This window comes from Serratia sp. PL7 (genome assembly GCF_945957435.1).
This window is the reverse complement of sequence record NZ_CAMFLB010000010.1, coordinates 51,791-73,296: the sequence shown is the minus strand read 5'-3', so window position 1 is coordinate 73,296 and position 21,506 is coordinate 51,791. Positions and strand designations below refer to the sequence as shown.

The following is a 21,506-nucleotide window of genomic DNA, read 5'->3' as shown; positions in this document are numbered from 1 at the left end:
GCATATTGTTAAAACATTGCTATCAACGATGGCGGAATTGTTGCTATTTCACACAATATCCCTGTACTGATTACCGATTAATAACGATGCAGCATGGGCAAGATATTAACATTTTCGACAGAATTTTTCCGTGCTATCTAGTGACCTGAGTCGAGGAAATGCAATTAAACACCTGTTATCTCTTGACACTACTCGTTAAAAACGTGGGTTCATTTCACTTTTACCGAGTATTGTAGTTTTTTTATACACTTCGCATATTGCTAAAAAACAACACGCTGGTAATCTGACGGGGTTAAATACGAAATCTCGTCAGTGGCATGCTGGCTACATTAGTTTTTATCCCCTATGAATTTCAAGCTGCAGCTAGGCGACTAGCTTGTTCATCCCCAGGAGCTTACTTAGGTAAGTGACTGGGGTGAGCAAGCGCAGGTAACAACGCTGCAGCTTGAAAAGCGACGGGGATATGCCAGCAAATAAATATAAGCAGGATAAATTAAGAATGAGCAAAATCGCGCTGTTGTTTGCGATGCTATTTTGTACGCCGCTGATCACGGCGTGCAGCGCCAGTGAGCCAGCCCCGGCTCCCCAGGCCCCGTTGGTTGCACAGCAGTTATTAGGTTCACCGGTCTATATCCAGATATTCAAAGAAGAGCGCAAGCTGGAGTTGTACGCCAAGATGGGTAACGAATTCCGCCTGGTGAATAGTTTCTCTATCTGTAACTTCTCCGGAGGGCTTGGCCCAAAGCGCCGTGAAGGGGATTTTAAAAGCCCCGAAGGCTTTTATAGCGTCGACACCCGCCATCTGAAACCAGACAGCAAATATTATCGCGCCATCAACATCGGTTTCCCTAATGATTACGATAAAGCACAGGGATATTCCGGTGCCTATCTGATGATCCACGGGGAATGTAAATCGATTGGTTGCTACGCGATGACCAACGCCTATATGGACGATATCTATCGTTACGTTGAAGCGGCGTTTGCTCACGGACAAAGCCGGGTGGATATCAGCATTTATCCGTTCCGCATGACCGAACAGAACCTGCAACGCCACCGTTCTTCAACCTACATCAGCTTCTGGCGTCAGTTGAAACCGGGGTATGACTACTTCGTCAAAAACCGCCAGCCACCGATGGTTAGCGTGGCCAACGGCCAATACGTGATGGCACAGCCGGTCATGAATAGCGCCCAGCCGACTCAATATGCCTCAACGCTTGAGACGAACACCAACCCGTTCGCCCGTAGCCAGCCGCTCACCGTAGTGAAATAACGCAAACTCGCCTGGTGCTATCTTGTGCCAGGTTTCATTGCCCGTCAGCGGTTGGGTTGCAATGACCGTGACCACGTCATCCGGCGTGGTCTGCCGCTGAAAATCAATCTCTACATCCTGATCGAGCAAGGTGGCTTTGCCAAACGGTGCTCGCCGGGTGATCCAATAAAGATTGGTGGAGCAATAGGCCATCACAAAGCGCCCATCTGACAACAGCATATTGAACACCCCTTTCTCTCTGAGCCGATCGGCCAATAACGCTATATAGCGAAACACGGCTGGCCAGTTGCTGGGAGTGCGAGGGTATTTCAGCGCCAACTGATGTAACAGCCAGCAGAAGGCATATTCACTGTCGGTCTGCCCTACCGGGCGGAAGTTGCCGGTCGCCAGTTGGCGATAGCCTTTCAGTTGCCCATTGTGAGCGTAAGTCCAGTTGCGGCCCCACAGTTCACGGGTAAAGGGATGGGTATTTTCCAGCGCCACTTCACCGCGATTAGCCTGGCGGATGTGGGAGACCACGGCACAGGACTTGATCGGGTATTCCTGCACCAGGCGGGCAATAGGTGAATTAAAGCTGGGTTGGGGATCCTTGAATGTGCGACAACCGTTGCCTTCATAGAAGGTAATGCCCCAGCCATCTTTATGTGGCCCGGTTCGGCCACCGCGCTGTACCAGCCCGGTAAAGCTAAAGCAGATGTCGGTTGGTACGTTGGCGCTCATCCCGAGCAGTTCACACATCGATTGCCACCCCTTGAGGACTACTGACATTGGTATAAGGGCGCAGCTTGATGCCACGCCCTTTATTTAATGCTGATCTCGCCGTTAAGCCTTAACCATCTCTTTTTCGATCAACAGGATCAAGATGTGGATCGCTTTGATATGGATTTCCTGGATACGGTCGGCGTAGCCAAAGTGCGGTACGCGGATTTCCACGTCGGCGCTACCGGCCATTTTGCCACCGTCTTTGCCGGTCAGGGTGATCACTTTCATCCCCTTGGCGCGAGCCGCCTCAATGGCTTTGATAATGTTGCCAGAGTTGCCCGAGGTAGAGATCCCCAACAGCACGTCGCCTTCGCGGCCTACGGATTCCACATAACGGGAAAACACGTACTCATAGCCAAAATCGTTGCTGACGCAGGACAGATGGCTAACGTCAGAAATCGCGATGGCCGGATAGCCCGGGCGATTCTCACGGTAGCGGCCAGTCAGCTCTTCCGCGAAGTGCATCGCATCACAATGCGAGCCACCGTTACCGCAGGAGATCACTTTCCCGCCGGCTTTAAAGGAATCCGCCAGCAGCACTGCCGCGCGTTGGATGGTATCAATGTTGGCATCATCGCTGAGGAATTTCGCCAAAGTATCAGCCGCTTCATTCAGTTCACTGCGAATTAAATCGTGGTACATAGAGATCGCCTCTTGTTTTGCGGTGGCATCGTCAATCTTTCGTCTCGCAGTGTAACGGATTGCAGAAAAACCTAGAAGCGTTGCGACGCAAACAGCGCTAGTGTGAACCGACCCGGCGATTTTTTGACAATTGATGCTGTCAGTTTGTGACTTAAGTTGTAATTAAAGTGTAAATACATTGATAAAAAAATGGGTATGGACTAAAACCATTAGATATACACAACAGGTCAGACCTCTTACTACTTCGGAGCTTCTTATGATGGTTCTTAGTATCGTTGTTCTACTCGCACTCATTGGTGTGGTGTTTTATCACCGAGTGAACCTGGCTCTCAGCAGTCTGCTGCTGTTGGCCTTTACGGCGGCCATGGGCGCTATCGGCCTTTGGACCTACTGGATGCTGGTACCGCTGGCAATCGTGCTGCTGCCGCTGAACATCGTTTCGCTGCGCCGCTCGCTGCTTTCTGCCCCAGCACTGCGCGCCTTCCGCAAAGTGATGCCGCCAATGTCCACCACGGAAAAAGAAGCCATCGATGCCGGGACCACCTGGTGGGAAGGCGATCTGTTCCGTGGCCAACCGGATTGGAACAAGCTGCACAACTATCCGCAGCCTAAGCTGACGGAAGAAGAGCAAGCCTTTATCGACGGCCCGGTAGAAGAAGCCTGCCGCATGGCCAATGACTTCGAGATCACCCACGAACTGGCCGATCTGCCGCCGGAGCTGTGGGCCTATCTGAAAGAACACCGCTTCTTTGCGATGATCATCAAAAAAGAGTACGGCGGGCTGGAATTCTCCCCTTATGCTCAGGCCCGCGTCCTGCAAAAGCTGGCGGGTGTCTCAGGTATTCTGGCGATCACCGTCGGCGTGCCTAACTCCCTCGGCCCAGGCGAGCTGCTGCAACATTACGGCACTGAAGAGCAGAAAGATCACTACCTGCCAGGCCTGGCGCGCGGCGACGAAATTCCTTGCTTCGCACTGACCAGCCCAGAAGCGGGTTCCGACGCCGGGGCCATCCCGGACGTAGGCACCGTATGCATGGGCGAATGGCAAGGCAAACAGGTGCTGGGCATGCGCCTGACCTGGAACAAGCGCTACATTACCCTGGCACCGATTGCCACCGTGCTGGGGCTGGCCTTCAAGCTGCATGACCCAAGCCGCCTGCTGAGCGATAACGAATCCCCCGGCATCACCTGTGCGTTGATCCCAACCAACACCCCAGGGGTAGAGATCGGCAACCGTCACTTCCCGCTCAACGTGCCGTTCCAGAATGGCCCAACCCGCGGCAACGACGTGTTCGTGCCGATCGATTACATCATTGGCGGGCCAAAAATGGCCGGTCAAGGCTGGCGGATGCTGGTTGAATGCTTGTCGGTTGGCCGTGGTATCACTCTGCCGTCCAACTCCACCGGCAGCCTGAAATCCGTGGCATTGGCGACAGGCGCTTACGCCCATATTCGCCGCCAGTTCAAAATCTCTATCGGTAAGATGGAAGGGATTGAAGAGCCGCTGGCACGTATTGCCGGTAACACCTACGTGATGGATGCCGCCGCGTCGCTGATCACCTATGCGTTGATGCAGGGCGAAAAACCTGCGGTGCTGTCCGCCATCGTCAAATACCATTGTACCCACCGTGGCCAACAGGCCATCATTGATGCGATGGATATCACCGGCGGTAAAGGCATCATGCTGGGCGAAGCCAACTTCCTGGCCCGTGCCTACCAGGGCGCACCGATCGCCATCACGGTTGAGGGTGCCAATATCCTGACCCGTACCATGATGATCTTCGGCCAGGGGGCGATCCGCTGCCATCCTTATGTACTGACCGAAATGGCAGCCGCTCAGAACAACGATCTGCACAGCTTCGACCAGGCGCTGTTCGGCCACCTCGGCCACGTCGGCAGCAGCAAAATGCGCAGCCTGTGGCTCGGCCTGACCAATGGCCGCACCAGCAGCACGCCAACCAAAGACGCTACACGCCGCTACTATCAGCAGCTAAACCGTCTGAGCGCCAACCTGGCGTTGCTGTCTGACGTTTCCATGGGCGTGCTGGGCGGTAGCCTGAAGCGCCGCGAGCGTATCTCTGCCCGCCTGGGGGACGTGCTGAGCCAGATGTACCTGGCCTCGGCCACGCTGAAACGCTTTGAAGATGAAGGGCGTCAGAAAGAAGATCTGCCACTGGTTCACTGGGGCGTACAAGACAGCCTGAATCAGGCAGAGCAAGCGCTGGACGACCTGCTGCGCAACTTCCCGAACCGCTTTATCGCCGGGGTGATGCGCCTGGTGGTGTTCCCATTCGGCCGCGTGCATACCGCACCTTCGGATAAGCTGGACCACCAGTTGGCGAAGATTATCCAACAGCCTTCAGCCACCCGTAGCCGCCTTGGCCGTGGTCAATACCTGACGCCAAGCGAGCATAACCCGGTTGGCCTGCTGGAAGCCGCGTTGCTGGACGTGATTGCCGCAGAACCTATCCACCAGCGCCTGTGCAAGCAAGCCGGTAAGAACCTGCCGTTCACCCGTCTGGACCGTCTGGCACAGCGTGCACTGGATGAAGGCAAAATCAGCGCCGACGAAGCCAAGATCCTGGTGAAAGCGGAAGAGAGCCGTCTGCGTTCAATCAACGTTGATGACTTTGCGCCAGACGCGCTGGCGGCGCAGCAGCCGGTAAAGCCAGTAAAGCTGGAAAAACGCCAGAAGCAGACTGAAGCTGCATAACGTTCAGCGGCCGTAAATGCCAAAGGGGCGATACCGTTAAGGATCGCCCCTTTCTCATTGCAGATTCAGATTGGCTCAACCATGTTGGCGGATACGCGCCAGCAAGGCATCGATGTGTTCTATGTGCGGCGCGTTGACGATCAGCGCGCGCCCCAGATTAAGGGCGTTGCGCTGACACTCGGCGCGCATTTCCGCATCGGTGATGCTGTCCAGATCGGCCACGTGCGCCAGCCCGATAGTACGGCGTATCAGCTCCGTACCGCAGTAACCCACCGCATCTGTCCATACCTGTTGCAGGAACTGCTCGGCATAGCCCGGCAGCGCCAACGTTGCGTCACGGCTATGTTGATGGCACAACGCCAGAAAGCGATCGGCAAAGATCAGCCACAGCTCACGCACATCCTGCAACCGCTGCTCACGCCCGGCCGCCGCATCACGCGGGCCGAACAACCCTGGTAACCCACAATAGTTCAGCAGCAGATTACCCAGCGCAGTGCCAATATCGAAGCCGATCGGCCCGTAGAAGCCAAACTCGGCGTCGATCGCCTTCAACTTGCCTTCAGCTACAAATATCGATCCGCTGTGAATATCGCCGTGCAGCAAAGCCTCAGCCTTGCTCAGGAAGCGATGTTTCAGCCCGGCCACCGCCAACTTCAGCGCCGCGTCATCACGCAGTGCCAGCACCTGAGGCAACAGCGCCTCGTCAAACTGATTACGCTCATGATCCTGGTAAGGATCGCTGAAAAACAGATCTTCGGTGATCTGGCACAGTTCCGGATTGGTGAAACGGCTGACTTCTGCCTTTTTCAGCTGTGCGGTCTGGTAAAAATCAGAGGTGTGGAACAGAGTTTGCGCCAGGTATTCTGCCAGTTGCCCGGCGGCCAGCGGATAGTAGCGCCCCTTCACAAGCTCGCTGCGCCAGATGTGATGATCAGAGAGATCTTCCTGCACCATCACCGCCAGCTCAGGATCGTGATGCAGCACCTGCACCGTGTGGCGTGGGCACAACGCCCCGTGGATCAGCAGCGTTTCCGCTTCGATACGCGCCCGATCCAGCGTCAACGGCCAGGATTCCCCCACGCAACGTACATACGGCAGCGCCTGTTTGACTACCACCCGGCTGACGCCGTCAGCATCACGGATTTTAAAGACCAGGTTCAGATTGCCATCACCGATCTCATCGGCACTTACCAACGCCAGTGGATCGGCCAGTTGCCCATATTGGCGCGCGTATTCAACGGCATCGGCAGCAGTAAACGTACGATATTGTGACATCCCCCAACCCCTCTGTTCTTTCCCATAGCGATGATTTTTTATTTTTAGCCGCAAAAGCGTTTGGACGTCTATACATCCGGATGTCATGTTGGCAGAATGGGTTCACAGATGCAATAAGAAACACACAAGGATTTAACCACTGATGCAAGCACTTAACACCACCAGCCTGAGCCTGCAAGACAGCCGCCTCCAAATCCTCGACCAGCAAGCTTTGCCGCAGGAAAAGTGCTGGTTGCCCTGCGACAGCGTGGACGAATTAGTTGGGCATATCCGCGCCCTGCGGGTGCGCGGCGCACCGTTGATCGGGCTATCTGCCAGCCTGCTGCTCGCCCTGTTGGCCGAGCGTGGCCTGTCGCAGGCTGAGCTGGAGCAGGCATTACAGACACTTCGCGCCTCACGCCCGACGGCGGTGAACCTGATGAACAATCTGGATCGTATGAAGCAGGTTTTGGCTCAGCCGGATTGGGTGAGCGCGATGACCGAGGAAGCGCTGCGCCTGGTCGAGGAGGATCGAACCCTGTGCGATCGCATCGCCGATAACGGGGCCGAGTGGGTGAAACCGGGAAGTCGCCTGCTCACCCATTGCAACACCGGGGGACTGGCGACGGCGGGCGTGGGCACGGCGATTGGCGTTCTGCTTCGTGCACATCAGCAAGGCAAGATTGCCCAGGTTTGGGTCGATGAAACTCGTCCGTTGCTGCAAGGGGGCCGCCTTACCGCCTGGGAACTGGGAGAGCTGGGCATTCCTTACCGCTTAATCTGCGATTCCATGGCCGCCAGCCTGATGGCTACGGGCCAGGTCGATGCCGTCTGGGTAGGCGCAGACCGCATTGCGGCCAACGGTGACGTGGCCAATAAAATCGGTACTTACAGCTTGGCGGTGCTGGCCCATTACCACCGTATTCCGTTTTACGTGGCCGCCCCACATACCACGCACGATCCTCACTGCCCCAACGGCGCAGCCATTCCTATCGAACAGCGCGCGGCCGAAGAAATCACCGGCGTCAGCGGCAGCTTTGGTTCCTGCCAGTGGGCACCGCTCAATGCGCCAACCTACAACCCGGCATTTGATGTGACTCCTGCGGCGCTAATCAGCGGCTGGGTGTTGGATAGTGGCGTCATTACGCCAGAGCAGGTTGCCGACGGGATTTTCCAGCGCGCATTGGCATAACCTTTTGCCCCTCACCCCAACCCTCTCCCACAGGGAGAGGGAGCTGCCGGGAGCACTTGGTTGGATCGTGCAACGTCGAGAAGTTGGGAGCAAGAACGACGAGGATGCCGGTAGAATGCAGAAAAATCAGCAAGCTCGATCGGTTCCCTCTCCTCGAAGGAGAGGATTGGGCTGAGCTGCCCGGAGCGCGTGGTTGGATCGTGCAACGTCGAGAAGTTGGGAGCAAGAACAACGAGGATGGCGGTAGAATGCAGAAAAATCAGCGAGCTCGATCGGTTCCCTCTCCTCGAAGGAGAGAATTGGGCTGAGCTGCCCGGAGCGCGTGGTTGGATCGTGCAACGTCGGGAAGTTGGGAGCAAGAACGACGAGGATGGCAGTAGAATGCAGAAAAATCAGCGAGCTCGATCGGTTCCCCCTCCTCGTGGAAGAGGATTGGGCTGAGCTGCCCGGAGCGCGTGGTTGGATCGTGCAACGTCGGGAAGTTGGGAGCAAAAACAACGAGGATGGCGGTAGAATGCAGAAAAATCAGCGAGCTCGATCGGTTCCCTCTCCTCGTGGGAGAGTATTGGGCTGAGCTGCCCGGAGCGCGTGGTTGGATCGTGCAACGTCGGGAAGTTGGGAGCAAGAACAACGAGGATGGCGGTAGAATGCAGAAAAATCAGCGAGCTCGATCGGTTCCCTCTCCTCGTGGGAGAGTATTGGGCTGAGCTGCCCGGAGCGCTTGGTTAGATCGTGCAACGTCGGGAAGTTGGGAGCAAGAACAACGAGGATAGCGGTAGAATGCAGAAAAATCAGCGAGCTCGATCGGTTCCCTCTCCTTGTGGGAGAGGGTTAGGGTGAGGGGACTCAATCTAGCTTTGGATATGCCTCGGCAATTTTGTCACCGGTGAAATGGGCCACCCAACCTTCCGGATTATCAAAGACGCGGATGGCGGTGAAGTTGGGGGCCGAGCCCATATCAAACCAGTGGCGAGTATTGGCTGGCACCGAAATCAGATCGTTTTTCTCACACAGGATTTGGAAGATTTTCCCTTCGAGATGCAGGCAAAACAGCCCCGCACCTTCGACAAAGAAGCGCACCTCATCCTCGCCATGGGTATGTTCGGCCAGGAATTTTTCCCGCAGCGCTTCACGCTGGGCGTTGTCTGGGCGCATGCTGATCACATCCCAGCTCTGGTAGCCCTTTTCCGCCACCAGCCGGTCGATCTCATGCTGATAGGCGGCGATAACCGCTTCTGGCTGTGGGTTCTCGCCCAACTCGCGATCGGCCTGCCAACGCTCAAAACGCACGCCAATTTGCGCCAACTGCTGCTGGATAGCCTGCGCATCCTGGCTCCGCCATAACGGCTGCTGCGGCTCTTTATCGCTAAAAATGGTCAATCCACTCATTAGACAAACTCCCCTAACTCGATGTGATCAAAACGCTTAACCTGCCGGTGCTGGCTTTGCAGATCGGCAGCATCACGGATCAGTTGGCAGGTATGCCAGCCCGCTAGCCGTGCCGCGTCCAGCTCCTGATGGATATCAGAAAGGAACAGCAGCTCAGTTGGCTCCAGACCGATGGCTTGGGCAATATTGTGGTATGACGCGCTTTCACGCTTGGCCCCCACGTGCGTATCAAAGTAACCGCTGAACCGCGGTTGCAGATCTCCCGCATCGCTGTAACCAAACAGCAGCTTTTGCGCTTCAACCGAACCGGAGGAATAGACGTACAGCTTCAGCCCTTGCTGCTGCCAGGCGGCCAGTTGTTCGGCCACCTCGGGGTAGAGATGCCCCTGAAAATCGCCGTTCAGGTAGCCACTACGCCAGATGATGCCCTGCAAGGCCTTCAGCGCGGTCGATTTGCGATCTTCATCCATAAAACGATAAAGCGTGGTAATAAGCAGCTCATTATCGGCATCGGGTTGCGCAATCTCTGCACGCAATGCCGCCAGCGGAGCCGCAACTTCGGCGTCGTTGGCATGGCTGCGGATAAACTCCCCTAGTCGCTCACGGGCATAGGGGAACAGCACCTGATGCACAAAGCGGATATCGCTGGTGGTACCTTCAATATCGGTGACGATGGCGCGGATCATTTTGCCTCCAGTAAACGGCGTTGCAGTTCGCACTGGAACAGGAACTCCAGCCCTTCAAGGTGGCGGCGCGCTTCCTCTACCTGTTTGCCCCAGCAATACAAGCCGTGGCCGCGCACCAAAAAACCGTACTGCAAGGGCGTTACCTCGGCAAATGCGGCCACACGCGCAGCCAGCGCCGGAATATCCTGGTCGTTATCAAAAATGGGGATGCTGACGCTGTCCAGATGGCTCTTCTGGCCACTAAGGGATTTCTGCATTTCATACCCTTGCAGCACCAGTGCTTCACTTTTTTCCACGCGGGAAAGCACGGTAGCATTGACCGAATGGGTATGCAGGATGGCACCGACGGTGGGATAGAGGCGATAGATCAGCGTGTGCAGGCCGGTTTCCGCCGAAGGCGTGCGGCCGCTGGGGACATGGTTGTTTGCCGTTTCCACCAGCAATAAATCCTGTTCGCTCAGGCTGCCTTTGTCTTTACCGGATTCGGTCACCAGGCAATGTTGGGCATCAAGGCGCAGCGACATATTGCCGCCGGTCGCCGGACACCAGCCTTTCTCACCGATCCAGTGGCAGGCGGCCAATAGGGCAGATAATTGCGGGTTTTCCATCATTCTCTCTATTTCCTGGCAGGTAGCTTTTGGCGATTGATTGAATGTGACTCACTTATCCTCTAAGAATTTCAAGTGGTAGCTAGGCGACGAGGATAGACGTCTATACGTCTTGATTGCCAAATATTAACACCGTGTTATATTGTTCGCAACATAAGCGCCAGGAGAAATAGCCTGATATGAGCACCGCACCTGTCCCAGCCAGCAAGTTACCTGACCTCGGCACCACCATCTTTACCCAGATGAGCGCCCTGGCGCAGCAGCATCAGGCGATCAACCTGTCGCAGGGCTTCCCGGATTTTGATGGCCCGGAGTATTTAAAGCAGCGCCTGAACTGGCACGTCAGCCAGGGGGCAAACCAATACGCACCGATGACGGGCGCAGCGCCGTTACGTGAGGCCATTGCGGAAAAAACTGCTCAGCTCTACGGCTGGCAGCCCGATGCCAATAGTGAAGTGACTATCACTGCGGGTGCAACCGAGGCGTTGTTCGCTGCGATCAGCGCCCTGGTACGCTCCGGCGATGAAGTGATTTGCTTCGACCCAAGCTACGACAGCTATGCCCCAGCGGTGCAGCTTTCCGGCGGCGTTCTGAAGCGCATTGCCCTACAGCCGCCAGCCTTCAAGGTCGATTGGCAACGGTTCGCCGAACAGCTTTCACCGCACACACGGCTGGTGATCCTTAATACTCCGCAGAATCCCTCCGCCACGGCCTGGTCGGCAGAGGATATGCAGCAGCTATGGGCTGCCATCGCCGATCGGGAAATCTATATTCTGAGCGATGAGGTTTACGAGCATATCTGCTTTGCCAAAGGGGGACACGCCAGCGTGCTGGCCCATCCACAACTGCGTCAGCGGGCGATTGCCGTTTCCTCGTTTGGTAAAACCTTCCATATGACCGGCTGGAAAGTGGGTTACTGTGTAGCTCCGGCAGCGTTGAGCGCGGAGGTGCGCAAGGTTCACCAATATCTGACGTTCTCTGTCAACACCCCGGCCCAGTTGGCCTTGGCCGATATGCTGCGCAACGAGCCGGAACACTGGCAGCAGCTACCCGCGTTCTACCGTGCCAAGCGCGATCGCTTTGTGCAGGCGTTAGCTAACAGCAGGCTGGAAATCCTGCCCTGTGACGGCACTTACTTCTTACTGGCCGATTACAGTGCCATTTCCGATCTGGATGATGTCGCCTTCTGCCATTGGCTGACCGAGCACGCAGGCGTAGCGGCGATCCCGCTGTCCGTCTTCTGTGCCGATCCGTTCCCCTATAAACTGATCCGGCTGTGCTTCGCGAAGCAAGATGCCACGCTGGATGCCGCTGCGGAGCGCCTATGTCGACTCTAAAAATTACCCTGTTGCAGCAACCGCTGGTCTGGCGTCAAGGTGAGGCCAACCTGCGCCAGTTCGATGCCTTGTTACCCTCGATTAGCGGCCGCGATCTGATTGTGCTGCCGGAAATGTTTACCACCGGCTTTGCTATGGATGCCGGGGAAAGCGCGTTGCCTGAACAACAGGTAATAGACTGGTTACATACCTGGGCGGTGAAAACCAACGCCTTGGTGGGTGGCAGCGTAGCGTTGAAAACTGCCAAAGGGGCGGTTAACCGTTTCCTGCTGGTGGAACCTGGCGGCAAGGTGCATGGTTATGATAAACGCCATCTGTTCCGTATGGCCGGTGAACACCAGCATTATCAGGCTGGGAAACAGCGCACCATTTTCGAATGGCGTGGCTGGCGTATCCTGCCGCAGATTTGCTATGACCTGCGCTTCCCGGTGTGGTCACGCTATCAGCAGGATTACGATCTGGCCCTGTACGTGGCCAACTGGCCAGCAGCACGTAGCATGCACTGGCAAACGCTGCTGGCGGCGCGGGCGATTGAAAACCAGATTTACGTGGCGGGTTGTAACCGCGTGGGCGAGGACGGCAATGGCCTGAATTACAGCGGTGACAGCCTGATTATCAGCCCGCAGGGAGAAAGGTTGGCCAGCGCAGAACCGGGCCAGGCGGCGAGGCTGGATGCCGAGCTTTCGCTGGAAACGCTGCAAACCTACCGCGCCGCGTTCCCTGCCTGGCGTGATGCAGATGGCTTCCAACTGCACGATTGAGTCAATGCCCCCCCTAACCTCCCCAAGGAGCTGTCTCTTGATCAGATCTCCTGATCAAGAGACTTCGCCAGTTTATACCCTTCGACGATATCCTGAAGCTTGAATCATCCCTCCCACATCACTACCCATCCTGCTCGTCCCGTTCGTTTACTGTCATACCAACGCCCCAGCTTCGCCAGATTCAGGCACGCCCACTTCAGACTCGGCGGCATCTTTGGCAAGGTTTTACCTTCATGTTTCACCCACAGCAACGTCCATTCAACTGGACTCAGTACCCGTTCACAGCTTTCATTGAGCGTCTCTTCACTTAACCCGCCCTGGCGTAACGTCAGCGCTGCTATGTTGGCACCACTTCGATCAATGGCCACTACCGCAGATTCTCCGTAGTGTCGAATGACCTTACGAAAGAAGCACAACGCCGCTGCAGATCAATTTACCATCTCCGTATTTTTGCAACGGTGCGGGTTTGCTGACTTATTTTCGTTAATGCGACAGAGCCATTTAGACGCTTCCAGCGTAGAACCCCTTATAGAAAGGTATCTTTGGTGAGCAGCTCTTTGAATAACGACTTCTCCGCCGTAATAATGTCTGTGCGCCGTTTATCATCAATAAGCCAGTTCAGACCGGCATCAGACAAATCAATGGCTGTACCGTCCGGCGAGATCACTTTACCGGCAAAAATCATCTGCTGGTACAACTGGGCAATCCCACCGACTCGGGTGTAATCAGCTACAAAGCTTTGATCGACCATGGCCCCTTGCTCTAATAAACAACCAGCGCCAATGATCGCGGGCCCTCTGATTGTCACTCCAGGCTGTATTTCAGTACTGCTGCCAATATAGACCGGCCCTTCAATATCCAGGTTGGCAAAATCGGCTTTAACGTTCAGCCCGCACCAAATTTGCGGCGCAACCTGAATGCCCGGCATCGGATAATCAGGTAGCTCCCGATTAAGGATCATGCGGTTTACATGCCAGAAGTCCTGCAATGAGCCAATATCTACCCATTGGAATGGCAAGACAATGCCGTAGAAAGGAACATCTAATTCAGCAAGTTTAGGGAACAACTGGCTACCAATGTCATATTCAACACCGTCGGGAATATAATTGAATATCTCGGGTTCAAACACATAGATACCCGTATTAGCATTGTTTGATAACGCCTCTTCTGCTTTAGGTTTTTCCTGAAACTGACTGACTCGGCCTTGGTCATTGGTGACGACAATCCCGTACTTACTCACTTGATCGGCTGGCACAGGGCGCATGATCAGGGTGGCGACACTTTTTCTGGCCCGATGAAAAGCCAATACCTGATCAAAATCCACATCAATTAATGCGTCACCACACACCACGACAAAAGTGTCATCAAAAAAGCCCGAGAAATTTTGGATGTGCTTCATTCCACCGGCGGAACCCAGCACGTTATCAACAAAGGTATTACCTTCCATCACCCCTTCGTAGGAGTAACCCATTTCCACGCCCCAGGCATGGCCATCGCGAAAATAATTCTCGATATCTGCGGAAAGGTAGCTTGTATTGACCATTAACTGATTAAATCCATACTCTCTTAAATGCTCAACGATCGACTCCATAATCGGCTTGCGAATTAATGGGATCATTGGTTTTGGCAATATGGTGGTCAACGGTCTGGCTCTGGTTCCTTTACCTGCGGCAAGAATCATGGCTTTCATAATGAACATTCCTTTTTAATCAATGAGATGATTATCAGATTTGCTGTAATGCGTTGCTTTTATCAGCGCCGATGGTAAATATTTTATCCATCCGGGTTAACTTGAACATACTGTGGATATTGTTGTTCAGTGAGCAGACCGCGAGCTCACCTTTTCCATGTAAGGATTTCAAAAGAGAGACCAGAGTGCCTAAAAAACTGCTGTCGATGAAATCGACCTGACCGAAGTCCAGTAAAATATGGTGAGTCCCCTGCGCAATCATGGCTTGTATGTCTTCCTTAAACTGAGTGGAAACCGATGCATCCAAACGCCTGTCCAAAAGAGTGACAACCAAGACATTGCCAATTGACTGAGTTTCAAAGTTCATTCTTTCTTCCTTACAATACCGTTGGGAGGGGAAAACAGCTATTACGTTAGCTCACCAGTAAAGAAATATCGTTATTCAATGCCACAGTTCCATACCGAGTATCACTGTGCTGTTCATCTGTTTGTGTTGGATATCAATAATGTAATGGTCGTTGTATTTGCCGCAAACGTAACATAGGACGAAGATATAACCGCGCCAAGCGGCCAGCAGTTTTGCTGTCACCGGTGAGCCATCCTCTATTTGCTAATCAGAAGGTGAAGACTTTTCGCGAGGAGTTTCTAGCATCAGCGGGGTCCCTCCATGTTACATTGTCGCGATTGGCGTTCATTCAGCAAAGCATCCAGCGCAGGCCATAAACATCGTGATAACCAATATTCCTGAGCACTCCCTGTGCAAACTTTTGACTATCAATTACGGTATTAAGCGTAGCACAGAGTTCAGGACCTTCAATTCGTGACCCAGATGGGGTTTGATGCAGCCCCAGTGGAAGCGAAGCTTGCGATTTGACAATACAATTTCCTAACCATGAACGTAGCGCATCTAAGGTGCGAGCACGCTGACGCCGAGGCTCTTTTCCCATGCCCTGCCACCCTCGATACTCTTGAGAGCATGGAAAAGGCTATCGCCATAGCGACTACGCTTGCGAATGATACGATGCCCCAGGAAGATAAATCCATCATTGACATGGGTGATCCTGGTATTGTCCAGGTTCTGCCTCAGTTTCAGGCTGTCTTCTAGCACGCGCCGGCATTCTTCCCTGATGGCCTCCGCCTGTGCTTTACTGCCTTTGACTATGAGGACAAAGTCATCCGCATATGAGCCCCCTTTGAGGCCAGCGTGATCCGCGCAGCTTCGGCCAGCCATGTGGGCAGTGTTATCAGACGCAGCAGCCACTCACCCCGTCGTGACAGGTCTGCTTTACGTCCAAAAGAGCAGGGGCTATCAGCTCCCTCTCCCTTTGGGAGAGGGCTGGGGTGAGGGGTCTGTTATACCCACAGCCAGGCAGTAAGCCTGGATCGCTAGCGCCACGTCGCCCACGGTGACGGCTTCATCGGGATGATGGCTGATGCCGCCCTCGCAACGAACAAACAGCATCCCCACCGGCCAACGGGCGGCGATAGCAATGGCATCATGCCCCGCACCGCTAGGCAGCATTAGGCTATTCCCTTGCACCTGCATTACTGCGTCATGCCAGCGCTGCTGCCACTGAGGGTCACAAGCGGTAGCCGGTATGCGGTAGAACTCCTCGCTGTAGAAACAGACCCCACGACGCGCGCTAATGCTCTGCGCCTGCAACAGTAATTCGGCCAGCAACGCGTCTAGCGGCTCATCTTGCGGGCCACGAACGTCGAGGGATAGCCTGACCTGCCCAGGGATCACATTCACTGCCCCCGGAAAGCTTTCTATCTGACCGACCGTGGCGACCACATGCGGATCGTATTCCATGGTGAGCCGCTCAACCGTGAGCATCCATTCAGCAGCGGCAGCCAGCGCATCCCGGCGCTGCCCCATCGGCACGGTCCCTGCATGGCCAGCATGTCCGGTAAAGGTACCGTTGAGGCGGCGGGCACCGTTAATCGCCGTGACCACTCCCAGCGCCAGATCGGCGGCTTCAAGACAAGGCCCCTGCTCAATATGCAGTTCGAGATAGGCGCAGATCGAGCCTTGTGCACGCTCGGCAGAACTCACCGCCGCAGGATCAAGCCCCGCGTCACGCATAGCCTCAGCCACGCTGATGCCCTCAGCATCGGTACATGTCAGCCAATCCTCTGCCCACTGCCCAGTGATCCCTTTGCTGCCGAGTAAGGTAATGCCAAAACGCGTGCCCTCCTCGTCGGCAAAACCGATCACCTCGATCGCCTGCGGCAGACGCCGATTGCGGCTATGCAACAAGGCGACAACCTCGAGCGCGGTCAAGACCCCCAGCATGCCATCGTAGCGCCCAGCGTTGCGCACCGTATCCAGATGAGAGCCAAGCAGCAGCGCCGGTGCGGCCGGTTGCTGCCCTTCGTAACGTCCGCAGATATTGCCCACGCCGTCTTGCCAGACCTCCATCCCAAGCTCGAGCATCCAATTCTCTACCAACTGGTTGGCACGTAAATGTTCTGGGGAGAGATAAACCCGCGTCAGATGGCCTGGCGTGCTGCTGATTGCCGCCAGTTCGTCGCAGCGAGCCATCACTCTGGCCGCGGCTCGTTCCGCTTCCAGAGGGGTCAGCAGCATTGCCATCAGTTCTGCTCGGCGTCGTAAATGTTCCATGCTGCCTGCATAGCTTCCCCGTGCGGGCTAACAAAACCGAGACGGTTGAGTACCGCTTCCAACGCGGCCAACGTTTGCAGCACGCAGTCTTTCCGCGCGTTATACCCCATGGTACCAATCCGCCAGATCTTGCCCTGCAACGGGCCAAACGAAGTGCCGATTTCGATGGCGAAGTCATTGAGCATCATCTGGCGTACCTGCTCGCCATGGATGCCCTGCGGGATCACCACGCCCAGCACGTTGTTCATCTTGTTGGCGATATCGCCAAAGACCTCCAGCCCCATCCCCTGGATCCCGGCCAACATCGCCGCGCCATTCAGTTTATGGCGAGCAATAGCGTTATCCAGCCCTTCCTCCAGGATCACCCGGGCGCATTCACGCGCGGCAAACAGCATGCTGGTGGCTTCCGTATGGTGGTTCAAGCGCTCCGGCCCCCAGTAATCCATGATCATGCCGAGGTCGAAATAGTTGGAGTAGATCATCTCGTCGTCACCGTCTGTGTGATCGACGGTACGGATCCCCTCCTCAACGCACTTACGACGGCGCACGATCTCTTCAAACTGCGGGCTAAGGGTGATTGGAGAACTGCCAGAAGGGCCACCGAGGCATTTTTGCAGCCCTGCGGATACCGCATCCAAACCCCAGGCATCGGTTTCCAGCTCGTTACCGGCGAACGAGGCGGTAGCATCGGTATAGAACAAGACGCCGTGGCGGCGACAGATATCCCCTAATTCCGCCAGCGGTTGCAGCATGGTGGTGGAGGTATCCCCTTGCACCGTCAGCAATAGGCGTGGCCGTACTTTCTTGATCGCATCCTCGATCCGATCGGCACTGAATACTTCACCCCAAGGCGCTTCGATGGTGTGCACATCGGCACGGCAACGGCGGGCGATTTCACACAACAGATGGCCAAAACGGCCAAATACCGGCACCAGCACTTTATCGCCAGGGCGAATGGCAGAAACCAGCATTGCCTCGATACCGGCACGCGAAGTCCCGTCTATCAGCATCGTCCAGCGGTTCTGCGTGCGAAACAGGCCGCGATACAGCTCCATCACCTGATTCATATAGCCGGTCATGGCCGGATCGTATTGGCCAATCAACTGGCTGGACATGGCACGCAGCACGCGCGGATCGGCATTGATCGGCCCTGGGCCCATCAGTAGGCGATGCGGAGGATTGATTTGATCGAATTGGTTGATAGCTAGCATGTTCATTCCTTGTCAACTTAATAACTTAGCCCGGAGATTGCTACGTCTGCGACCGGCCGGTTTTTTGTTATTGCTAGATTATCGCCAAGCGAGAAAGGATGAAACAAAAGATTCTTAAATTATCTATCTGCAACTAAAGAATCAACGGACGCAGCAAATAGCGCCCGTTTAGCCGCGTGATAACCAATGCCTCAGCGCTGCTCCAACTCCTCCAGATCGCTGAACAGATTGGCCACCTGATGAATACGCTGCCGCCCTTGCGACAATCTGTCATGCAGCAACGCATTGCTCAGCAGGCTCGCCAGGCTCATGGCGCTGGAGTAGCTGTCAAACGCCGAGACGCTATCGAGCGGCGTCATCAAATGCCAGCTAGCCAGCGGGATCAGCGCCTGGGCCTGCGGTTCGCAGATCAATAACGTTGGCACCTGCTTGATCTGCAACTGTTGCAATACCTCTCGCGCCAGGCGTGGACGGCGGCGAAATGCGACCACTACCACCATGTCCTGCGGCCCCAGATCCACCAGGTCTTCGGCCAAGGTTTGGCCCGGCTGCGGTATTAACAAAACCTGTTCACGCACCTGCATCAGTTGCTGGCGCAAATGCATCGCGACGGGATAGCTATTGCGCATCCCCAACAGTAGCAGCCGCTGGGATTTCCCCATGGCCGCGATCACCGCACCAAACTGTTCCGCATCAATCTGCTTTACCCAATGCGTCAGATTGGCCATTTCCTGCTGGTAATGGCGGGCTAGTAAGGTGTTGCCCTGCACCGCGTCACGGCTGTCGGTCAATGGCATACCGCTTTGGCGTAGGGTACGCAGCTCGTCACGCATTGCGCGATAGCTGGCATAGCCCAGCCGCTTGAACAGACGGCTGACCGTGGCCTTGGACACTCCACTCAGGCGCGCCAACTCGGTGCTGTTATAGCTAATCAGGTCGTCAAAGTGATCGAAGATAAAGTCGGCTACCCGCTGCTCTTGAGGGGCCAATTGCGGGTATTCGCTGCGCAGGCGTTCATCAATCTGTTTCATCGCTACTCCCGCTGTAACTTTTGTTTCAGCGGAACATAGCACAGCAGCCAAAGCGGCCGCCAGAGTTGAAATTGATCTGCATGACTTCCACCTGTAGCGCTATTAGACACAGCAATTTAGTAGGCCCAGAAACTTAACACCAATACGCCATAAAGTTCACCGTGGAACGGTCCAGATCGCGTTCGCCAATCAGGTAACGGCGCAACGTTTTCACCACCGAAGACTCCGCCGCCACCCAGGCGTAAAAGGTCTTAGCCCCTTCGGCACGCTCCCACAGCAAATCCCCACCCAGGCTGTTTTCAGCCAGAGACTGCGCTTCGGCCCGTGCCGAGGCAGGGATATTCACTCGCTGACGTACCGCCTCCACCAGCAGCGTGCCATGCAGTTGCTGATGCCCAACGTCACGTGGCAGCCAGTAAACCTCGGCAAATGGGAAGTGCGCCATATTGAGGCAGTCCCCCGCTACCGGTACTTCAAAGAAAGCCTGCACACTCGGCGGGTTAACCTGCTGCGCCAACTGTTCGAGGATACCCATCGCCGCTGGCAGTGCCGTTTCATCGGCGATCAGCAGCGCCTGCCGAGTTTGCGCCGGAGGAGCCCACTCATAGCCGCCGCTATCCTCAGCAAAATCGGCATTTGGCGCTACAGCCTGGAGTTTATCTCCCGCAACGGCATGCGTTGCCCAGGCAGAGGCCAGGCCATTAATGCCATGGAGCACAAACTCCACGTCCATTTCATTCTCAGCAGCGCGCAGCGCCCGCAACGTGTAGGTACGCATCACGGGCCGTTGCTCTTTCGGTATCGCCATGTAGTTGCGGTACCAATCGTCGCTATTCGCCAACTGCGAGCTTTGCCCTTCCGCTACCGGGAACAACAGCTTGATCCGTTGATCCGGGGCTTCCAGCTTCATGCGCTGTACCTCTGGGCCGGTAAACACGCAGCGCAGCAGCGAGGGGGAAACATTTTCCTTGTGCTTCAAGGTAAGATCAAAGATGCGATAGCTTGCGGACATATCACTGACTCTCCCGCGCAATGTCTGCCATTCGATGCTGGCACCATAGCCAGCTGCTAATGCCGCCCAACAGGACGGCGGCTACCAGTGCCGCCGCCACCAACTGCGACTCACCGTAAAATTTACTCACCACCGGCACCATCAGCGCGCTCGCGCCGTAGCCCAGTGTATGGCTAGTGGCGATCGCTCCCGCCCCTTTGCCGGTAGATAACTTATCGTTCAGCATCAGTTGATAGCCCGGCGTCGCCATCGCGGCCCCAAACGAAGCCAGCGCACAGCCGAGATAAAACAGCACCAGCGGAGCGGTACACATCAGCCCCAAGCCAGCGATCATCAACAAAGCGGCAACCATCAGCAGCTGCGGCGGAGTGAGACGCTGTGGCCGCACCACCAGAAACTGTGCCAACAGCGTGCAACCTGCCGCTACGCTGAGCAATACCGCCACATGGTGGCTAACGGTCGTCGCCGAATGGCTGAACAACTGCTGCAAATGCGGAGCCAAGCCCAACTGCATCAGGCTGACGCAGCCCGCCAGCAGCAACGCACACAATAAATAGGGCATCATCGTCAGCCGCAGGCGGTTTTGTTGATGCGCCACCGCGGGCAGAGGAGGATCGTTATGCTGGCGGCAGATCACCAGTAACGCGATCAGCGGCGCAATCGCCATCAGCCATAGCGGAGCCATCGGATGCAAAGACAGCGCCACGGCTGCGCACAGCGGGCCAAGCAACCGGCCACAGCTCAGGCCAGAGCTGATAGTGGCCAACGCCGCCATACGTTGTTCATACCCAGCACGTTGCAGCGCCCAAGTCTGGCTGGCGGGCACCATGCCTGATACTGTCAGGCCATAGATAATGCGCGCCACAATCAATCCGCCCAACCCAGCCATTTCAGGCAGCCAGCCAGCAGCCAGCCCCCACACGGCCAAGGCCAATAACGCAAAGCTGAGCAGGTAACCCGCCAGGGCCATAACCACCACGTATTTACAGCCGCGAATTTCTGCCTGCCGCCCCCACCACGGAGAACCGACAAGAAACAGCATCGATCCCAGCGTTAGCAACCCCGCCCACACCGACAACGAAAGTTGAGTCAGGCTGACCAACACGGGTAATGCAACCAGCAAGCCATTTTGCCCAATGCCCAATAGCCCGGCACAAAACGCCAGCGGCCAGTTTGAAGGAGAATCATTACCAATTGCAACGATTTTTGAACCCGAAAATAAGCGCATCAAGTGAAATAACCGTTAAGAAAATGATGTTTTTGTGTGTAATTAATCAAAAAATTGTATCATGCGGTGATTGATAATAATAAGAACTATTGAT

Annotated in this window: 18 protein-coding genes and 3 pseudogenes; 5 read left to right on the top strand and 16 right to left on the bottom strand. The window is 55.5% G+C overall.

Annotation, left to right across the window (positions count from 1 at the left end):
• The first annotated feature begins 499 nt into the window (after nt 1-499).
• Nucleotides 500-1,270: a peptidoglycan meso-diaminopimelic acid protein amidase gene (dpaA, locus tag N6G83_RS30865; protein WP_024528983.1), complete on the top strand. Its 771-nt coding sequence runs from the start codon at nt 500-502 to the stop codon at nt 1,268-1,270.
• On the opposite strand, the gene N6G83_RS30860 is transcribed toward dpaA, so the two are convergent.
• Nucleotides 1,208-2,008 (bottom strand): class II glutamine amidotransferase, encoded by an 801-nt coding sequence (locus tag N6G83_RS30860; RefSeq protein ID WP_024528984.1) that lies wholly within the window; start codon nt 2,006-2,008, stop codon nt 1,208-1,210. The genes dpaA and N6G83_RS30860 overlap by 63 nt on opposite strands.
• An 84-nt stretch (nt 2,009-2,092) precedes the next feature.
• The gene (lpcA, locus tag N6G83_RS30855; RefSeq protein WP_021181931.1) at nt 2,093-2,674 is read right to left on the bottom strand and encodes a D-sedoheptulose 7-phosphate isomerase; all 582 of its coding nucleotides are present in this window, start codon (nt 2,672-2,674) and stop codon (nt 2,093-2,095) included.
• 256 nt (nt 2,675-2,930) lie between these two features.
• Here lpcA and fadE point away from each other — a divergent pair, with 256 nt between their 5' ends.
• Nucleotides 2,931-5,387: an acyl-CoA dehydrogenase FadE gene (gene fadE / locus N6G83_RS30850; protein ID WP_037375284.1), complete on the top strand. Its 2,457-nt coding sequence runs from the start codon at nt 2,931-2,933 to the stop codon at nt 5,385-5,387.
• 75 nt (nt 5,388-5,462) lie between these two features.
• Here fadE and mtnK read toward each other — a convergent pair whose 3' ends face one another.
• Entirely contained in the window at nt 5,463-6,662 is a 1,200-nt protein-coding gene (gene mtnK / locus N6G83_RS30845) for an S-methyl-5-thioribose kinase (RefSeq protein ID WP_199061382.1), read from the bottom strand.
• Nucleotides 6,663-6,804: 142 nt separating this feature from the next.
• On the opposite strand from mtnK, the gene mtnA reads away from it, so the two are divergent.
• On the top strand, nt 6,805-7,833 hold the full coding sequence (gene mtnA / locus N6G83_RS30840; protein WP_211136418.1) for an S-methyl-5-thioribose-1-phosphate isomerase: 1,029 nt from the start codon (nt 6,805-6,807) through the stop codon (nt 7,831-7,833).
• Nucleotides 7,834-8,679: 846 nt separating this feature from the next.
• Here the strand turns inward: mtnA and N6G83_RS30835 are convergent.
• The 3 genes from N6G83_RS30835 to N6G83_RS30825 are packed head-to-tail and all read right to left on the bottom strand — an operon-like array spanning nt 8,680 to nt 10,519.
• Nucleotides 8,680-9,222, bottom strand: coding sequence for a 1,2-dihydroxy-3-keto-5-methylthiopentene dioxygenase (locus N6G83_RS30835; protein ID WP_211136230.1), 543 nt, complete (start codon nt 9,220-9,222; stop codon nt 8,680-8,682).
• Nucleotides 9,222-9,908, bottom strand: a complete 687-nt coding sequence (gene mtnC, locus N6G83_RS30830) for an acireductone synthase (protein WP_186531101.1) — start codon at nt 9,906-9,908, stop codon at nt 9,222-9,224. The genes N6G83_RS30835 and mtnC overlap by 1 nt, the downstream gene beginning before the upstream one ends.
• Nucleotides 9,905-10,519: a methylthioribulose 1-phosphate dehydratase gene (locus tag N6G83_RS30825; protein WP_024528989.1), complete on the bottom strand. Its 615-nt coding sequence runs from the start codon at nt 10,517-10,519 to the stop codon at nt 9,905-9,907. Before N6G83_RS30825 ends, mtnC begins: the two co-directional genes overlap by 4 nt.
• Before the next feature lie 176 nt (nt 10,520-10,695).
• Between N6G83_RS30825 and N6G83_RS30820 the strand changes: the two genes are divergently transcribed.
• Together N6G83_RS30820 and N6G83_RS30815 are read left to right on the top strand one after the other, a co-directional pair.
• Nucleotides 10,696-11,853, top strand: a complete 1,158-nt coding sequence (locus N6G83_RS30820; RefSeq protein ID WP_199062981.1) for a pyridoxal phosphate-dependent aminotransferase — start codon at nt 10,696-10,698, stop codon at nt 11,851-11,853.
• Nucleotides 11,841-12,614, top strand: a complete 774-nt coding sequence (locus N6G83_RS30815) for an amidohydrolase (protein WP_024528991.1) — start codon at nt 11,841-11,843, stop codon at nt 12,612-12,614. The genes N6G83_RS30820 and N6G83_RS30815 overlap by 13 nt, the downstream gene beginning before the upstream one ends.
• 41 nt (nt 12,615-12,655) lie before the next feature.
• Here the strand turns inward: N6G83_RS30815 and N6G83_RS30810 are convergent.
• The 10 genes and pseudogenes from N6G83_RS30810 to N6G83_RS30765 all read right to left on the bottom strand — a co-directional run.
• Nucleotides 12,656-12,955 (bottom strand): annotated as a pseudogene (locus N6G83_RS30810) (IS4 family transposase); the annotation flags it as partial.
• A pseudogene (locus N6G83_RS30805) lies at nt 12,938-13,042 on the bottom strand (IS6 family transposase); the annotation flags it as partial. The pseudogenes N6G83_RS30810 and N6G83_RS30805, both read right to left, overlap by 18 nt.
• Nucleotides 13,043-13,140: 98 nt before the next feature.
• Nucleotides 13,141-14,304 carry a sugar phosphate nucleotidyltransferase gene (locus N6G83_RS30800; RefSeq protein ID WP_024528992.1) on the bottom strand — a complete coding sequence of 388 codons (1,164 nt, stop codon included), beginning with the start codon at nt 14,302-14,304 and terminating at the stop codon, nt 13,141-13,143.
• A gap of 34 nt (nt 14,305-14,338) precedes the next feature.
• The gene (locus tag N6G83_RS30795) at nt 14,339-14,671 is read right to left on the bottom strand and encodes an STAS domain-containing protein (protein ID WP_024528993.1); all 333 of its coding nucleotides are present in this window, start codon (nt 14,669-14,671) and stop codon (nt 14,339-14,341) included.
• Nucleotides 14,672-15,292: 621 nt separating this feature from the next.
• Nucleotides 15,293-15,487 (bottom strand): annotated as a pseudogene (locus tag N6G83_RS30790) (group II intron reverse transcriptase/maturase); the annotation flags it as partial.
• A 126-nt stretch (nt 15,488-15,613) separates the two neighbouring features.
• Nucleotides 15,614-16,900, bottom strand: coding sequence for an allantoate amidohydrolase (gene hpxK / locus N6G83_RS30785; protein WP_211136231.1), 1,287 nt, complete (start codon nt 16,898-16,900; stop codon nt 15,614-15,616).
• The gene (locus tag N6G83_RS30780) at nt 16,900-18,141 is read right to left on the bottom strand and encodes a pyridoxal-phosphate-dependent aminotransferase family protein (protein WP_024528996.1); all 1,242 of its coding nucleotides are present in this window, start codon (nt 18,139-18,141) and stop codon (nt 16,900-16,902) included. Before N6G83_RS30780 ends, hpxK begins: the two co-directional genes overlap by 1 nt.
• 191 nt (nt 18,142-18,332) lie before the next feature.
• Complete coding sequence (locus N6G83_RS30775) at nt 18,333-19,172, bottom strand: MurR/RpiR family transcriptional regulator (RefSeq protein WP_074031765.1); 840 nt, start codon at nt 19,170-19,172, stop codon at nt 18,333-18,335.
• 133 nt (nt 19,173-19,305) lie between these two features.
• A complete protein-coding gene (locus N6G83_RS30770; RefSeq protein WP_211136228.1) occupies nt 19,306-20,184 on the bottom strand; it encodes a siderophore-interacting protein in 879 nt (292 codons plus the stop codon).
• A 1-nt stretch (nt 20,185) separates the two neighbouring features.
• Nucleotides 20,186-21,412 (bottom strand): MFS transporter, encoded by a 1,227-nt coding sequence (locus tag N6G83_RS30765; protein WP_199062979.1) that lies wholly within the window; start codon nt 21,410-21,412, stop codon nt 20,186-20,188.
• Nucleotides 21,413-21,506 lie beyond the last annotated feature (94 nt).

Coding starts and splice junctions, on each gene's coding strand:
- N6G83_RS30815 (WP_024528991.1), top strand. CDS start 11,841: ATGTCGACTCTAAAAATTACCCTGTTGCAGCAACCGCTGGTCTGGCGT.
- N6G83_RS30780 (WP_024528996.1), bottom strand. CDS start 18,141: ATGCTAGCTATCAACCAATTCGATCAAATCAATCCTCCGCATCGCCTA.
- fadE (WP_037375284.1), top strand. CDS start 2,931: ATGATGGTTCTTAGTATCGTTGTTCTACTCGCACTCATTGGTGTGGTG.
- mtnC (WP_186531101.1), bottom strand. CDS start 9,908: ATGATCCGCGCCATCGTCACCGATATTGAAGGTACCACCAGCGATATC.
- dpaA (WP_024528983.1), top strand. CDS start 500: ATGAGCAAAATCGCGCTGTTGTTTGCGATGCTATTTTGTACGCCGCTG.
- mtnA (WP_211136418.1), top strand. CDS start 6,805: ATGCAAGCACTTAACACCACCAGCCTGAGCCTGCAAGACAGCCGCCTC.
- N6G83_RS30775 (WP_074031765.1), bottom strand. CDS start 19,172: ATGAAACAGATTGATGAACGCCTGCGCAGCGAATACCCGCAATTGGCC.
- N6G83_RS30835 (WP_211136230.1), bottom strand. CDS start 9,222: ATGAGTGGATTGACCATTTTTAGCGATAAAGAGCCGCAGCAGCCGTTA.
- N6G83_RS30825 (WP_024528989.1), bottom strand. CDS start 10,519: ATGATGGAAAACCCGCAATTATCTGCCCTATTGGCCGCCTGCCACTGG.
- lpcA (WP_021181931.1), bottom strand. CDS start 2,674: ATGTACCACGATTTAATTCGCAGTGAACTGAATGAAGCGGCTGATACT.
- N6G83_RS30765 (WP_199062979.1), bottom strand. CDS start 21,412: ATGCGCTTATTTTCGGGTTCAAAAATCGTTGCAATTGGTAATGATTCT.
- mtnK (WP_199061382.1), bottom strand. CDS start 6,662: ATGTCACAATATCGTACGTTTACTGCTGCCGATGCCGTTGAATACGCG.
- N6G83_RS30800 (WP_024528992.1), bottom strand. CDS start 14,304: ATGAAAGCCATGATTCTTGCCGCAGGTAAAGGAACCAGAGCCAGACCG.
- N6G83_RS30770 (WP_211136228.1), bottom strand. CDS start 20,184: ATGTCCGCAAGCTATCGCATCTTTGATCTTACCTTGAAGCACAAGGAA.
- N6G83_RS30860 (WP_024528984.1), bottom strand. CDS start 2,008: ATGTGTGAACTGCTCGGGATGAGCGCCAACGTACCAACCGACATCTGC.
- N6G83_RS30820 (WP_199062981.1), top strand. CDS start 10,696: ATGAGCACCGCACCTGTCCCAGCCAGCAAGTTACCTGACCTCGGCACC.
- hpxK (WP_211136231.1), bottom strand. CDS start 16,900: ATGGCAATGCTGCTGACCCCTCTGGAAGCGGAACGAGCCGCGGCCAGA.
- N6G83_RS30795 (WP_024528993.1), bottom strand. CDS start 14,671: ATGAACTTTGAAACTCAGTCAATTGGCAATGTCTTGGTTGTCACTCTT.